Origin of the sequence: Microbacterium tenebrionis (assembly GCF_903645325.1) — a bacterium.
GTDB classification, from domain to species: domain Bacteria; phylum Actinomycetota; class Actinomycetes; order Actinomycetales; family Microbacteriaceae; genus Microbacterium; species Microbacterium tenebrionis.
In genome coordinates, this window is the sequence record NZ_CAHJXQ010000002.1 from 159703 (window position 1) to 174286 (window position 14584).

Annotated in this window: 10 protein-coding genes and 1 riboswitch; of the genes, 6 read left to right on the forward strand and 4 right to left on the reverse strand. The window is 69.9% G+C overall.

What is annotated here, in order from left to right:
- Positions 1 to 12: 12 nt before the first annotated feature.
- A riboswitch (FMN riboswitch) is annotated at positions 13 to 158 on the reverse strand.
- A 54-nt stretch (positions 159 to 212) separates the two neighbouring features.
- Together HWX58_RS04140 and HWX58_RS04145 are read right to left on the reverse strand one after the other, a co-directional pair.
- Positions 213 to 1076, reverse strand: coding sequence for an Fpg/Nei family DNA glycosylase (locus HWX58_RS04140; RefSeq protein WP_175985781.1), 864 nt, complete (start codon positions 1074 to 1076; stop codon positions 213 to 215).
- A gap of 41 nt (positions 1077 to 1117) precedes the next feature.
- Complete coding sequence (locus HWX58_RS04145; RefSeq protein WP_175985782.1) at positions 1118 to 1687, reverse strand: GNAT family N-acetyltransferase; 570 nt, start codon at positions 1685 to 1687, stop codon at positions 1118 to 1120.
- Between the two features lie 272 nt (positions 1688 to 1959).
- On the opposite strand from HWX58_RS04145, the gene mfd reads away from it, so the two are divergent.
- Positions 1960 to 5484, forward strand: a complete 3525-nt coding sequence (gene mfd / locus HWX58_RS04150; protein WP_175985783.1) for a transcription-repair coupling factor — start codon at positions 1960 to 1962, stop codon at positions 5482 to 5484.
- A 203-nt stretch (positions 5485 to 5687) separates the two neighbouring features.
- Complete coding sequence (locus tag HWX58_RS04155; protein WP_175985784.1) at positions 5688 to 6284, forward strand: gamma carbonic anhydrase family protein; 597 nt, start codon at positions 5688 to 5690, stop codon at positions 6282 to 6284.
- Between the two features lie 49 nt (positions 6285 to 6333).
- Here HWX58_RS04155 and gdhA read toward each other — a convergent pair whose 3' ends face one another.
- Positions 6334 to 7701: an NADP-specific glutamate dehydrogenase gene (gene gdhA, locus HWX58_RS04160; protein ID WP_175985785.1), complete on the reverse strand. Its 1368-nt coding sequence runs from the start codon at positions 7699 to 7701 to the stop codon at positions 6334 to 6336.
- A gap of 122 nt (positions 7702 to 7823) precedes the next feature.
- Positions 7824 to 10454: a phosphoenolpyruvate carboxylase gene (locus HWX58_RS04165; protein ID WP_250646124.1), complete on the reverse strand. Its 2631-nt coding sequence runs from the start codon at positions 10452 to 10454 to the stop codon at positions 7824 to 7826.
- Positions 10455 to 10610: 156 nt separating this feature from the next.
- Between HWX58_RS04165 and nhaA the strand changes: the two genes are divergently transcribed.
- From nhaA to HWX58_RS04185, 4 genes are all read left to right on the forward strand, one after another.
- Entirely contained in the window at positions 10611 to 11777 is a 1167-nt protein-coding gene (nhaA, locus tag HWX58_RS04170) for a Na+/H+ antiporter NhaA (RefSeq protein WP_175985787.1), read from the forward strand.
- A 25-nt stretch (positions 11778 to 11802) separates the two neighbouring features.
- Positions 11803 to 12456: a nucleoside triphosphate pyrophosphohydrolase gene (locus HWX58_RS04175; RefSeq protein ID WP_175985788.1), complete on the forward strand. Its 654-nt coding sequence runs from the start codon at positions 11803 to 11805 to the stop codon at positions 12454 to 12456.
- A gap of 180 nt (positions 12457 to 12636) precedes the next feature.
- Positions 12637 to 13893 (forward strand): histidine--tRNA ligase, encoded by a 1257-nt coding sequence (locus tag HWX58_RS04180; RefSeq protein ID WP_217702953.1) that lies wholly within the window; start codon positions 12637 to 12639, stop codon positions 13891 to 13893.
- 9 nt (positions 13894 to 13902) lie between these two features.
- Positions 13903 to 14547: a DUF1294 domain-containing protein gene (locus tag HWX58_RS04185; protein ID WP_175985790.1), complete on the forward strand. Its 645-nt coding sequence runs from the start codon at positions 13903 to 13905 to the stop codon at positions 14545 to 14547.
- Positions 14548 to 14584 lie beyond the last annotated feature (37 nt).

Here is a 14584-nt window from a genome sequence, read left to right on the forward strand (position 1 = left end):
GCGCTTTCGCGCACCGTGCTGCCTCCCTTCCGGACTAGCGAGATCTCTCTCGCATCACCGTCGGTCCCGGAATTCCACCGGATCGGCACCTCGGCTCGGCCGAGGCGCTCGCGGACTGTCACCGCCGGTTCGGATTCTCACCGACCCCGGAGCACGTTGATGCTCAGTGTACCGAACGCGCGCGGCGGCGTTTCATTCCGCGTTGCGCGACGTCATTTCAGCAGCCGGGAGAGTCGGCGGTCGGCGAGCGGCTTGCCTCCGGTCTGGCAGGTCGGACAGTATTCGAGTGAGCGATCCGCGAAGAAGACGCTGCGGATCGTGTCGCCGCAGACCGGGCATGCCTCGTCACGGCGCGCGTGCACACGGAAGCCGGCGCGCTTGGCGTCCTTCAGATCGGACGGCGGCTTGCCGGATGCCGCAGCCACGGCATCCTTCAGCGTCGTCTGCATCGCCTCGTACAGCCGGTCGATCTCGGCGTCGTCGAGCTTGCCGCTGATCGCGTACGGCGACATGCGGGCGGCGTGCAGGATCTCGTCGCTGTAGGCGTTGCCGATGCCAGCGATCACGGACTGATCGCGCAGCAGCCCCTTGATCTGCATCCGCCTGCCCTCGAGCAGCCCGGCGAAGACGTCTCGGGTGAATCCGTCGTCGAGGGGCTCCGGCCCGAGGCGGGCGATGCCCGGGACGTTCATCGGATCGCGCACGACGTACACGGCGAGGGACTTCTTCGTGCCGGCCTCGGTGAGATCGAACCCGCTGTCGTCGTCCAGCGCCACCCGCAGGGCGATCGGCGACTTGCCCGGCTTGATGAGCGTCGTCGGCAGCAGCTCGTACCAGCGCAGCCATCCCGCCTTCGCCAAGTGGAATGCGAGGTGCAGTTCAGGCCCGCACGCGAGCACGACGAACTTGCCGTGCCGCCTCGCGGCCGTGATCGTCGCACCGTGCAGGGCCGTGTTCGGCGGATCGTATGTCTTCAGCGCTGCGATCTCGCCGACGCTCGTGCGGGTGATCGCGTGCCCGACGGCGCGCTCGCCGAGGAAGTCGACGAGCCCCTGGATCTCCGGCATCTCAGGCATGAGCCCATCCTGCCACCGGCCGCCGACATCGGGGAGGGGCGTCAGCCGAGCGCGACCGGCCAGGCCACCGGTATCCGATCGTCGGATGCCAGGATCCCCGCCGCCCATCCGTCATCGCGCCCGCGCGGACTCGTCAGCGCCTGGCGCATGAGCCCCTCGTACTGGAATCCGAGCGCTCGGGCTGTGCGGGCGGATGGGATGTTCCCCGCGACGGCCCGCCAGACGATGCGGGCGAGGCCAAGTTCGGCGAACCCCCAATCGATCACAGCACGGGATGCCTCGACCATGAAGCCCCTGCCGCGTGACTCGGCCGTCGCCCAGTACCCCAGCTCGGCGGATCCGCCCGTGTCGTGCGGGGTGATGTGGTGGAGCCCGACCACGCCCACGAGCACATCGCCGTGGACGATGCCCCAGATCGTCTGGCTGCCATCGGCCCACCAGCGCGCGATGAGGTCGACGAAGCCCTCGGCGTGCTCTCGCGTATACGGGCTCGGCACGGTCGTCCAGCGCGGGATCTCGGGGTCCTGGCACGCTTCGAAGATCGCGTCGACGTCGTCCGCTGCGGGTGGGCGGAGGACGAGGCGGTCGGTGCGGAGCGTGACGGTTTCCATCCCGGCATCCTATGCAGGCTCGACATCGGAGCGCGCTCGCAGACATCATGCGAGGGGGCGCAAGTAGTGGCCTCGGCGGCCCGGAGGCGACCGTTTACGGCCCCTCAGTGGATCGCCTGTACGAGCAGGGGCCGCGAATGGCCGCCATACCGGCGCGGGGGCAACCGCCTGCGACCCCTCTGCGGTGTCGCTTCGCACCCGAAAGCCGTTGCCGGGGTGACGCGCGACAAGGAGCCGCCTCCAGTGTCGGAGGCCGCGTCTAAGCTTGTCTGGTGACTGTTCCCGGGATTCTGCGCGCCTTGGAAGAGGCCCCCCTGTACCGCGACGCCCTCACCTGGGCGCAGACGGACGCCGATCTCGGCCTGGTCGACGGCCTCGACGCGCCGGCGATCGCCGGTCTCCTCGACAAGCGCCACAGCGCGGGGCATCCGGCATCCCTCCTCGTCATCGCGCCCACCGGAAGGCGTGCCGAGTCCCTCGCGGGGGCGCTCGGGTCCTTCGTGCCGGATGCCGAGATCCTCAGCTTCCCCGCCTGGGAGACCCTGCCGCACGAGCGGTTGAGCCCCAGCCCCGACACGGTCGGGCGGCGTCTGGACACCCTGCGCCGCATCACGACGTGGTCGGGCGAGCGCCCGCTCATCGTCGTCGCCTCGGTGCGCGCCGCGCTGCAGCCGATCGCCGGCAATCTCGGTGACACCGCACCCCTCGCCCTCGCGCTCGGCGCTCGCGGCCTCGAGCTCGACGACGCCATCGAGCAGCTCGTCGAGCGCGCCTACACCCGCGTCGACATGGTGTCCCGGCGCGGCGAGTTCGCCGTGCGCGGCGGCATCCTCGATGTCTTCCCGCCGACGAGCGAGCATCCGTACCGGGTGGAGTTCTTCGGTGACGAGATCGACCAGATCCGCGCGTTCTCGGTCGCCGACCAGCGCTCGCTGCCGGGTGACGTCGATCTCGTCGAACTGCCCGCGACGCGCGAACTGCTTCTCACGACCGAGGTGCGTGAGCGGGCCCGATCGCTCGTCGGCGGCTTCCCCGCGATCGCCGGGATGCTCGAGAAGATGGCCGAAGGAATCCCCGTCGAGGGCATGGAGTCGCTCCTGCCCGCCGTCGCGGGCCCTCTCACTTCGCTCGCCGAGTACTTCGCGCCCGGAACGGCCGTCGCCCTCGTCGACCCCGAGCGGGCGAGCGCCCGCGCGCAGAGCCTGGGCGAGACGAACCGGGAGTTCCTGGATGCCGCGTGGAGCGCGGCGACCTCCGGCGCATCCGCCCCGATCGACCTGGGCGCCGGTGACTTCCTCAGCGTGGCACGACTGCGCGAGATCGTCCGCGAGCGTGACGGCGTCTGGTGGCGGTTCAGCCCGTTCGCGACCGACGATGCGGATGCCGAGAACATCGACGCGTCGATCATCCCCTCCTTCCACGGCAACGTCGACGGCGCGATCGCCTTCGTCGAAGCCCGCCTGACGGACGGCTGGCGGGTCGTGGTCGTGGCATCCGGCACCGGTCTCGTCGATCGCGCGCGGGACGTGCTCTCCGACCGGGGACTCGCCGCGCGAGCCGTCGAGACCCTGCCGGATGCACCGGATGCCGGCGTCGCGACCCTCGTGATCGGGTCTCTCGAGTCCGGGTTCCAGGTACCAGAGGCGAAGCTCGCCGTCCTCACCGACAACGAGTTCTACGGGCGCACGATCGGCGGCGACCAGCGCGTCGTCAAGAAGCTGGCCTCGCGTCGGCGCAACGTCGTCGACCCGCTGCAGCTCAAGAACGGCGACTACGTCGTGCACGCCACGCACGGCATCGCGAAGTTCGTCGAGATGACCCAGCGCGAGGTGTCCACCGGCGGTCGAAACGCGACCAAGACCACCCGTGACTACCTCGTCCTCGAGTACGCGCCGTCCAAGCGCGGCTACCCGGGCGACAAGCTCTACGTGCCCACCGACCAGCTCGACCTGCTCTCGAAGTACGTCGGCGGCGAGGCCCCGACCCTGTCGAAGATGGGCGGCAGCGACTGGTCGGCGGCCAAGGGCAAGGCCCGCAAGGCGGTCCGCGACATCGCGGTCGAGCTCGTGAAGCTGTACTCGTCGCGCATGGCGGCCAAGGGCTACGCGTTCTCGCCCGACACCCCGTGGCAGCGCGAGCTCGAAGAGGCCTTCCCGTTCGCCGAGACGCAGGACCAGCTGCAGACGATCGACGAGATCAAGGCCGACATGGAGCGCGAGATCCCCATGGACCGGCTGCTGTCGGGGGATGTCGGGTTCGGCAAGACCGAGGTCGCGGTGCGAGCGGCGTTCAAGGCGATTCAGGACGGCAAGCAGGTCGCGATGCTGGTGCCGACCACACTCCTGGTCAAGCAGCACCTCGAGACGTTCACCGAGCGCTTCGCCGGGTTCCCCGTGAAGGTCAGGCCGCTGTCGCGCTTCCAGACCGACAAGGAGGCTCGCCTCACCCTCGAAGGTCTGCTGGACGGCTCGGTCGACATGGTCATCGGCACGCACCGCGTGCTCACCGATCAGGTGATGTTCAAGGACCTGGGCCTGCTCATCATCGATGAGGAGCAGCGCTTCGGCGTCGAGCACAAGGATCGCCTCAAGAAGCTGAAGACCAACGTCGACATCCTCGCCATGAGTGCGACCCCGATCCCGCGGACGCTCGAGATGGCGGTCACCGGCATCCGCGAGATGTCGACTCTCGCGACGCCACCCGAGGACCGGCATCCGATCCTCTCGTTCGTCGGCGCACGCAGCGACAAGCAGATCGCCGCGGCGATCCGCCGCGAGATCCTCCGCGAGGGACAGGTGTTCTTCGTGCACAACCGGGTGCAGTCGATCCAGCGCGTCGCCGCCGAGCTCGCCGAGCTCGTGCCCGAGGCGCGCATCGCCGTGGCGCACGGAAAGATGGGCGAGCATCAGCTCGAGCAGGTCGTCGACGACTTCTGGGAGCGCAAATACGACGTGCTCGTGTCGACGACGATCATCGAGACCGGCCTCGACATCTCCAACGCCAACACGATCATCATCGACAAGGCCGACAAGTACGGACTCTCGCAGCTGCACCAGCTCCGGGGCCGCGTCGGCCGCGGACGCGAGAGGGCGTACGCCTACTTCCTCTACGACGACTCCAAGCCGCTGTCCGAGACGGCGGCCGACCGGCTGCAGACCATCGCGATCAATAACGACCTGGGCTCGGGCATGCAGGTGGCGCTGAAGGACCTCGAACTGCGCGGTGCGGGCAACATGCTCGGGGCCGAGCAGGCAGGACACATCGCGGGGGTCGGCTTCGACCTGTATCTGCGGATGATCGGCGAAGCCGTGGCGAACTTCCGCGGGGAGGACACGCAGGGCGACGTGGAGCTGCGGATGGAGATCCCGGTGGATGCCCGCATCCCCGAGACGTACATCGACAGCGAGCGGCTGCGCCTCGAGGCGTATCAGAAGCTGTCGGCCGCCGCGGCGCCGAGCGCGAAGGACGATGCGATCGACCTCGTGATCGAGGAGCTCACCGACCGCTACGGCACGCCTCCCGAGGAGGTCGACGGGCTCATCGCCGTCGCGCGGCTGCGCCGTCGGGCGGCATCGGCGGGCCTCACCGATGTCGTCGTCATGGGATCGAACCTGCGGGTCGCTCCTGCGCGCCTGGAGGACTCGATGAAGGTGCGGCTGCAGCGGCTGTATCCGAAGGCGAAGATCGTCGCCGGGGGAGAGGCGCTGCTGGTCCCCGTGCCGGAGGACGTCACGATCCTCGAGTGGGTCAGCGCCCTGCTGACGGCCATGTTCCCGGAGTCGGTCGCGGTCGCCTGAGCCTGCCGGCTCCCGGCATCCTGACAGCGGCATCCCACGGTCGGTACCGCGCTTTCGGCATCCCATGCACGACTTCGGATCCGGCGCGCGACGCGCCGGTGCCGAGGCGGATGCTACGGCGTGTCGCCGGTGCCGTCCGAAGTTGTGCACGGTGGCGGCGTCGGTTGCGCACGCAGGTGACGCGGTCGGACTAGTCTGACGGCATGTTGTACGAGCACCTCGGGGCTCGGCCCCGCATCGATGACACCGCCGTCGTCGCGCCGACCGCTGTGATCTCCGGCGACGTGGAGATCGGCCCGAACTGCCAGGTGCTGCACGGTGCCGTGATCACTGCTGAGGGCGGGCCGATCACGCTCGGCGAGCACGTGATCGTCATGGAGAACGCGCTCATCCGCGCCACCGCGGCCAACGCCGTGCACATCGGCGATCACACGCTCATCGGCACCCTCGCTAGCATCGCCGGCGCCACCGTCGGCGAAGAGGTGTTCTTCGCCTCCGGCGCTCGCGTCTTCAACGGGTCGATCGTCGGGGCACGCTGCGAGATCCGCGTCAACGCGATCGTGACCCGCAGGGCCGTGCTTCCCGAAGGCACCGTCGTGCCGATCGGGTGGGTGGCCGCGGGCGACCCGGTGCAGCTGTTCTCACCCGATCAGGCGGATGCGATCGCGGCAGCGCAGCCCGACCTCGACTTCCCCGGTCACGTGTTCGGGGTCGACCGCGACACGCCTGACCTCATGGTGCAGCTCACGGAGCGCTACGGCTCGTCGCTCGCCCGCCACGCAGACGATCAGGCGGTGTGAAGGCTTCGACTCGCCGTCGGCTCGCTCAGCGACGAGTCGAAGCCGAACCTCAGATGACGCCCTGGGCGAGCATCGCGGCGGCCACGCGCTGGAACGCGGCGATGTTCGCACCTGCCACGTAGTCTCCGCCGACGTCGTACTTCTCCGCCGCGTCGAAAGCCGCACGGTGGATGTCGCTCATGATCTCGCGCAGCTTGTTCTCGCTGTCGCCGAACGTCCAGCGCTGACGCGAAGCGTTCTGGCTCATCTCGAGCGCCGAGGTCGCGACACCGCCGGCGTTCGCGGCCTTGCCCGGTGCGAACAGCACGCCCGCGCGCTGGAACGCTGCGACCGCATCCGGAACACACGGCATGTTCGCGCCCTCCGAGACGGCGAGCACGCCGTTCCCGATGAGCGATTCGGCATCCGCGAGGCTCAGCTCGTTCTGCGTGGCAGAGGGCACGGCGATGTCGACGGGGACGTCCCAGACGCTGCCGCCCTCGACGAACCGTGCGCTGGCACGACGATTCGCGTACTCGACGATGCGGCCGCGCTCGACCTCTTTGATCTGACGCAGCAGCTCCAGGTCGATACCGGCGTCGTCGACGACGTACCCGGAGGAATCGGATGCCGTGACCGCTGTCGCGCCGAGCTGCGTGGCCTTCTGGATCGCGTAGATCGCGACGTTGCCCGAGCCCGAGATGCCGACCCGCTTGCCCTCGAAGGAGTCGCCCCTCACCGCGAGCATCTCCTGCGCGAAGAAGACAGCACCGTAGCCGGTCGCCTCCGTGCGCACCTCGGCGCCGCCCCAGCCGGTGCCCTTGCCGGTGAACATGCCCGACTCGTGACGGTTGGTGATCTTGCGGTAGGCACCGAACAGGTAGCCGATCTCTCGGCCGCCGACACCGATGTCTCCGGCGGGGACGTCGGTGTGCTCGCCGAGGTGGCGGTACAGCTCGCTCATGAACGACTGGCAGAAGCGCATGACCTCGGCCTCACTGCGGCCGTGCGGGTCGAAGTCCGAGCCGCCCTTCGCGCCGCCGATGCCCTGGCCGGTGAGCGCGTTCTTGAAGATCTGCTCGAAGCCGAGGAACTTGATGATCGACAGGTTCACCGACGGGTGGAACCGCAGTCCGCCCTTGTACGGGCCGAGGACCGACGAGAACTGGATGCGGTAGCCGCGGTTGACCTGGAGCCTGCCCGCGTCGTCGACCCACGGCACGCGGAACATGATCTGCCGCTCCGGCTCGACGACGCGATCGAGGATGCCGGCCTCGACGTACTCCGGGTGCTTCTCGAGCACCGGCGCGATCGTGCCGAGGACCTCGTGCACGGCCTGCTGGAACTCGGGCTCGTGCGGGCTGCGGGCGAGCACAGTGTCGAAAACGGGCTGGACGGACTCGGCGAGCGGGTGGAAGTCGGTGAGAGTGGCGGTCACGCGGGGACGGCTTTCTGGTTCTGTGGCTGAGGGGGCGATCGTGTCGCGTGAATCGAGGCGCCGGATCGGGCGCGAGATTTCACCTTACCCCGCAGATTTCGGTGCGGTGTTCCGGGTGACGCTCACCCGGTGTTCTGCAGGCCGGCGGCGACACCGCTGACCGAGAGGAGCAGCAGTCGGCGCTGTTCGTCGTCGGCGCCGGATCCTTCCGGAGCGGATGCGGCGGAGCGCAGCTCGCGCAGGGCGCGCAGCTGCAGCAGCGACAGTGCGTCGACGTACGGGCTGCGCAGCGCCACCGCCCGCTGGAGGACGGGCTTGTTCTCCAGCAGCACGCTTCCGCCGGTGAGACGGATGACCCATTCGCGCGTCAGCGCGAGCTCGTCGAGCACGAGCTGGGCGAGGTCGTCGCGGTCGCCGAGGGCGAGATAGCGCCGCGCGATCCGCTCATCGGTCTTCGCGAGGCTCATCGCGACGTTGTCGACCATCGTGCGCAGCAGCGGCCAATCACGGTACGCCTCGACGAGGCGCGCCTCGTCTCCGACTGCTTCGAGCGCGGTGCCGAGCCCGAACCAGCCGGCGAGGTTGATGCGAGCCTGCGTCCAGGCGAACACCCACGGGATCGCCCGAAGATCCTCGAGCGACTCGACGGACAGGCCGCGGCGAGCGGGCCGCGAGCCCAGCGCCAGCAGCCCGATCTCCTCCATCGGCGTCACGGTGGCGAACCACGGCGCGAAGCCGTCGGCCTTCACAAGGTCGAAGAAACGCGAACGGGATGCGGCATCCATCACCTGCGCGACGTCCGCGAAGCGGGCGGCGGCGCTGCTGGTGCGCTCCTCGATCGTCGGCGACGAGGCGAGCAGCGTGGCGGCGGCGACCTGGTCGATGTGCCGCATGGCGATCGCCGGCTCGCCGTAGCGGGCGAAGATGACCTCGCCCTGCTCGGTGAGCTTGAACCGGCCGTCGACGGAGTGCGGGGGCTGGGCGAGGATGGCCGAGTTCGCAGGCCCCCCGCCGCGGCCGAGCGCGCCGCCGCGGCCATGGAACAGGGTCAGCGTGATACCGGCATCCTGCGCCCACTGCGCGATCTTCTCCTGCGCCTCGTAGAGCGCGAGGTTCGCGGCGACGGGGCCGACGTCCTTGGATGAGTCCGAGTACCCGAGCATGACCTCAAGGCGGTTCTCGGTCGCGGCCATCCGTGCGCGGAACTCCGGGAACTCCACCACCTCGGCGAGGATTCCGGGGGCCGCCTGCAGATCGGCGAACGTCTCGAACAGCGGTACGACGTCGAGTACGGGGCCGTCGTCGCCGAGCGCGTGCCGGGCGAGGCGGTGCACGTTCGCGAGATCCTCGGCGGACTGCGTGAACGAGACGACGTACCGTCCGGCCGCGCGCAGTCCGTAGCGCTGCTGGATGCCGGCGATCGCGCGGAACACCTCGAGCACCTCGAGGGTCTGCTCACTGAGCTCGTCGCCGGCGTCGAGCTCGGCCAGTGCCGCGCGATGCACCTGCGAGTGCTGGCGCACCTCGAGTTCGGTGAGGTGGAAACCGTACGTCTCCACTTGCCAGATCAGATGCTGGACGCCGCCGAACGCGTGCCGCTTGGCGCCGGACTCCACGAGCGACGCCTGTACCGCTCGCAGGTCCGCCAGCAGCTCCTCCGGCGCGGAATACGGGTTCGCCGAGCCGAGGCGGGTCGCGGCGACGCGGCGGGCGAACGACAGGACGGCGCGCCGATGCGGCTCCTCCGGCGACCGTGCGGCGATCTCGGCAGCGACGTCCGGCTGCGCGGCGGCGAAGGCATCCCACAGGGCCGTGACATCGGCGTTCGGCGGGGTTCCCTCGGCGTCGAGCGTCAGGCCGCGGCCGATCCGGTCGAGCGCGCGTTCGAGACCGCGCAACACGTGGTCGGCGGCGATGTCTGCCGCCTCCCGTGTGACGGATGCCGTGACGAACGGGTTGCCGTCGCGGTCGCCGCCCACCCACGATCCGACGCGGACGAACGCGGGGACGACGGGAGCGCTCGCCCCCGACTCCTCGCCGCGCAGCGCGTCGTCGATGCGGCGGTAGACGTGCGGAACGGTCGTGAACAGGGTCTCATCGAACACCGACATGACCGTGCGGACCTCGTCGGTGGGCGAGGGCTTCTGGGCGCGCAGGGGAGCGGTGCGCCAGAGCGTGTCGACCTCCTCCAGCATCCGGCGCCGGGCGCGATGCTGTTCCGCGCCGCCGTCGCTGGCCGCATCGTGGTCGGTGAGGAGCTCCGAGAGCCGGCGGATGCTCGTCGACACGGCCCGACGGCGTGCTTCGGTCGGGTGAGCGGTGAACACCGGGTGGAACCGGAGTCCGGACAGGCGCCGCTGCGCCTCGTCGTCGCCGACCTCGCCGCGCAGCTGCGCGTACGCGGCGGCGAGGGTGTCGGGGATCCTGGCGCCCGCGGATTCGTCTGACGGCGCCGGCTGCCCGGCACGCTCGCGGAGCACGCGAACACGCTGGTGCTCCTCGGCGAGGTTCACGAGGTGGAAGTAGCACGTGAACGCCCGCGCGACCTCGTCGGCGCGCTCGACGCTGAACGACTCGGCGATCTCGGTCGCGCGATCGAACGCGCCGGTTCCGGGGACCAGAGCGGTGTCCTCTTCGTACGCCTGGATGGTCGCAAGTCGCAGCCGCTCGACGTCCTCGAAGAGCCCGGGGCTGCCGCATTCCTGCAGCACCTGCCCGAGCAGGGCGCCGAGCATGCGCACGTCCGCACGCATCTCGTCGGGGATCCCGCGCTCGGCTTCGAATCGCCCGATGACGCGGATGGCCTCAGTGTGAGTGGGTTCGGGGGTCACTCTTCGAGGTTAGCCGCGGGCCGTGGGGCTGCTTGACCACGTGACGCCGTGCGACGGGGCGGGAATAGCATGGAGCCGATGTCTGATTCCCGGAACCTCCTCCGCTCCCAGCAGTTCCCCGCCGTGCTCCTGCTGGCGGCCGCCGCGCTCGGTCTGCTTCTGGCGAATCTGCCCACGCATGCCCCCGTCGCCGCGGTGCTGGAGTCGCACATCGCCATCCCGGGCACGGGCATCGACCTGTCCGTCGCGCACTGGATCTCGGACGGCCTGCTGGCGATCTTCTTCTTCGTCGTGGCGATGGAGCTCCAGTACGAACTGACCCGGGGCGAGCTGAACTCCTTCCGCAAGGCGCTGCAGCCGGCGATCGCCGCGGCCGGCGGCGTGCTCGTGCCGATCATCATCTCCCTGCTGATCGCCGGGGGAGAGGCGACGGCATCCGGTTGGCCGATCCCCACGGCGACCGACATCGCCTTCGCGCTCGGCGTGCTCGCCGTGTTCGGCAAGGGCCTGCCCGCCGCCGTGCGCGTGTTCCTCCTCGCGCTCGCGATCCTCGACGACATCATCGGCATCGTCTTCATCGCCGTGCTGTTCGCCCACGATCTGAACTGGCTGCACCTGCTGCTGGCGGTCGTCGGGGTGGTCGTCTTCGGCTTCCTCTCGCGGATGCTTCCCGAGCGGAACACCGGCCTCATCGTGGCCGCGATGATCGTCGTCGGCATCCTCGTCTGGCTGTTCGTGCTGCTCTCGGGCATCCACGCCACGATCGCCGGCGTCATGCTGGGTCTGGCCATCGCCCAGTCGCCGTCGATGCGTGCCCGGTACGCGCTCGAGCCGTGGGTGAACGGCGGGATCCTCCCGATCTTCGCGTTCGTCGCCGCGTTCGTCGTGATCCCGGCGGTCTCGCCCGCCGAGCTCTCGCCGGCGTTCTTCGGCATCGCCCTCGCGCTCCCCGTCGGCAAGATCATCGGCATCACGGTCTTCGGCTGGATCGCCGTGCGGGTCGGGTCGCACGGGCAGCCGCCGGCTCTGACCATCACCGATCTCGTCGCCGCAGGCACGCTGGGCGGGATCGGGTTCACCGTGTCGCTGCTGCTGGCGAACCTCGCGTTCGCCGATGACGCCGCGACGCGCGACCAGGCGATCCTCGGTGTGCTCGTCGGCTCACTCATCGCCCTCGCGCTCTCGGGGATCATCGTCTCGTCGCGGGCTGCGTGGCATCGCCGTGTCACCGCGGCGAGTTCCTGACCGTCCGGATCTCGGAGAGGATGCCATGACCGACGCACTGCGCGCAGCAGCGGAGACCATGAAGGCCGTGCGCGAGCGCTGCGTGTGGTCGCAGCAGATCACGCATCGCGATCTGGTGCCGTACCTCATCGAGGAGTCGCACGAGGTCATCGACGCCGTCGAGGACGGCACCCGTGCCGACCTGCGCGAGGAGCTCGGCGACCTGCTGTGGCAGGTGCTGTTCCACGCCGCGATCGCCGCGCAGGACCCCGACGATCCGTTCGACATCGACGATGTGGCGGAGACTCTGACGGAGAAGATGGTCAGGCGGCATCCGCACGTCTTCGCGGGCGCGGTCGCGACCACGCCCGAGGAGGTGCTCGTGCACTGGAACGCAGCGAAGGCGGCCGAGAAGCGCGAACGGCGCAGCGTTCTGGACGGCGTGCCCGCCGGGATGCCGGCACTCGCCCGCGCCCAGAAGGTGCTCGGCAGGGCGGCGAGGGTCGGGGCGGGCGACGACGTCGCGCTCGCCGCGCACGACGCCGCTGAGATCGGCGCCGCACCGGAGTCGGAGGACGAGCTCGGCGACATGCTGCTCATGCTCACCGCCACGGCACGCGCGAACGGCTGGGATGCCGAGCGCGCCCTGCGCGAGCGTCTGCGGACGCTGGAGGACGAGGTCCGCTCCGCCGAGGCCTGAGCCTCGGCGGAGCGCTGACGTGGCACCGCGTGCACAACTTCGGAGCTCGGCGGCGGCACGCCGCGCGGCGAGCGTGCGCCGCGGCGTGTCGCGTCCGGCATCCGAAGCTGTGCTGGTGTGCGAGCGGCGGGAGATGCCTGGAAAGATGGAGACGTGGCTACTGTGAACCCGCCGCGCGGCATGCGCGACATCCTCCCCGCCGACAAGGCTCGCCGAGAGCGCCTGCTCGCCGTGATCCGCGAGCGCTACCTGGCGCACGGCTTCGACGAGATCGAGACGCCTGTCGTCGAGGAGTACGACCGCCTGCATGCCGGGATCGGCGGCGACAACGAGAAGCTCTCGTACAACATCCTGCGCCGCGGGCTTGATGCCGAGGCGATCCGCGCCGGCGCCGACGACCCCGCAGCCTTGAGCGACCTGGGCCTGCGCTACGACCTGACCGTCCCGCTCGCCCGGTTCTACGCGAGCAACCGCGGGCAGCTGCCGGCTGTGTTCCGCGCGATCCAGATCGGGCCGGTGTGGCGCGCCGAGCGCCCGCAGAAGGGCCGCTACCGCCAGTTCGTGCAGTGCGACATCGACATCATGGGCGACGACTCCGCGCGCGCCGAGGCCGAGCTGATCGTCGCGTCGCTGGATGCGCTCGCCGCCCTCGGGCTCGAGGGCGCGAGCGTGCGCATCAACGATCGTCGCGTGCTCGATTGGATGCTGGACGCCTTCGGCTTCGCGGCCGACGAGCGCCCTGGCGTGCTCATCACGATCGACAAGCTCGACAAGATCGGTCCGGACGGGATCGTCGCCGAGCTTCGCGAGCGGGGTGCCACGGCATCCGCCGTCGAGGCCTTCGACGCGTATCTGCGCCGCCCGCAGACCATGGAGTACAACCCCTACGGCGAGGCGCAGATCCGCAAGGCCCTGCCCGAGAACGCGCCGGACGAGATCGTCGCGCACCTGGTCGGCATCGGCGAGGCCGTCGCCGCCGGCGCGGGGTCGGACGCCGAGATCCCGCTCGTCTTCGACCCGTTCCTCGTGCGCGGCATGGGCTACTACACGGGCACGATCTTCGAGCTCGCGCATCCGTCCGTGTCGTACTCGCTGGGCGGCGGCGGCCGCTACGACGGCATGATCGGCAGGTTCCTCGGCCAGCAGATCCCCGCCGTCGGATTCTCCCTCGGATTCGAGCGCCTCGCCGACCTGCTCGAGCCGCAGTCGGATGCGGGAGCCCAGGCGATCGTGCTCGTGCACGACGCCGACGTGCCGCTGGCAGAGCTCATCGCGCACAAGACCGCACTGATGGAGCACGGCCGGGTGCGTCTGGAGCGTCGCGTGAAGAACTTCAAGGGCCTGCTGGACCGCTCCGCGGCCGACGGCTACACCGCCTTCGCGACGGTCTCGGCCGGTGCCGCCGTCGGCGCGCTTGAGATCAAGCCGCTCGCCTGAGCACCTCTCATGCGCGTTCAGGGGACGATTCATCGCTGGGATGCCGACCGCGGCTTCGGCTTCATCCGCCGCCCGGGTCAGCGCGACGCGTTCGTGCACGTTCGGGACGTGCGCGGCGTCATCCCAGCCGAGGGCGTTCGCGTCGAGTTCTCGGAGATCCAGATCGAGGGCAAGGGTCCGCGCGCCGTCGACGTGCGCTCGGTTGCCGGTGCGCCCGCGGCTCGGTACCCCGAGCGGGCACCGAGCCGCACTGCCCGTGGCGGCAGGCGCTCGCCGGGCCGCGCCGGACTCGTCGTGGCCATCGTCCTCATGGCGGCGTGGATCTCCGTGCTGGCCTGGGGCTGGTCCACCGAGCGCATCCCGATCTGGCTGCTCGGCGCGCTCCTGCTCCTGAACCTCATCACATATGCCGTCTACGCGAGAGACAAGCGAGCGGCTCGGCGGGGAGATTGGAGGACGAGTGAGGCCGGCTTGCATCTCCTTGCGGTCCTCGGCGGGTGGCCGGGTGCCTGGCTCGCGCAGCAGCGACTGCGTCACAAGACCGTCAAGCAGGCGTTCCGGGTCGTCTACTGGTTCACGGTGCTGGTGAACTGCGCCGCGGTGGCGGTCATCCTGTTCGTCGGATGGCCGACGGTGATCCAACTGTTGCGGTGACATGACGATCGCACGGTGAGGACGGCGGGCGTTCATG

Bases quoted from the DNA above. Each gene is read 5' to 3' on its own strand.
- HWX58_RS04165 (WP_250646124.1), bottom strand. From the start codon at position 10,454: ATGCGTGCGGACGTGCGCATGCTCGGCGCCCTGCTCGGGCAGGTGCTG.
- nhaA (WP_175985787.1), top strand. From the start codon at position 10,611: ATGTCTGATTCCCGGAACCTCCTCCGCTCCCAGCAGTTCCCCGCCGTG.
- HWX58_RS04175 (WP_175985788.1), top strand. From the start codon at position 11,803: ATGACCGACGCACTGCGCGCAGCAGCGGAGACCATGAAGGCCGTGCGC.
- HWX58_RS04145 (WP_175985782.1), bottom strand. From the start codon at position 1,687: ATGGAAACCGTCACGCTCCGCACCGACCGCCTCGTCCTCCGCCCACCC.
- HWX58_RS04185 (WP_175985790.1), top strand. From the start codon at position 13,903: ATGCGCGTTCAGGGGACGATTCATCGCTGGGATGCCGACCGCGGCTTC.
- HWX58_RS04180 (WP_217702953.1), top strand. From the start codon at position 12,637: ATGCGCGACATCCTCCCCGCCGACAAGGCTCGCCGAGAGCGCCTGCTC.
- HWX58_RS04140 (WP_175985781.1), bottom strand. From the start codon at position 1,076: ATGCCTGAGATGCCGGAGATCCAGGGGCTCGTCGACTTCCTCGGCGAG.
- HWX58_RS04155 (WP_175985784.1), top strand. From the start codon at position 5,688: ATGTTGTACGAGCACCTCGGGGCTCGGCCCCGCATCGATGACACCGCC.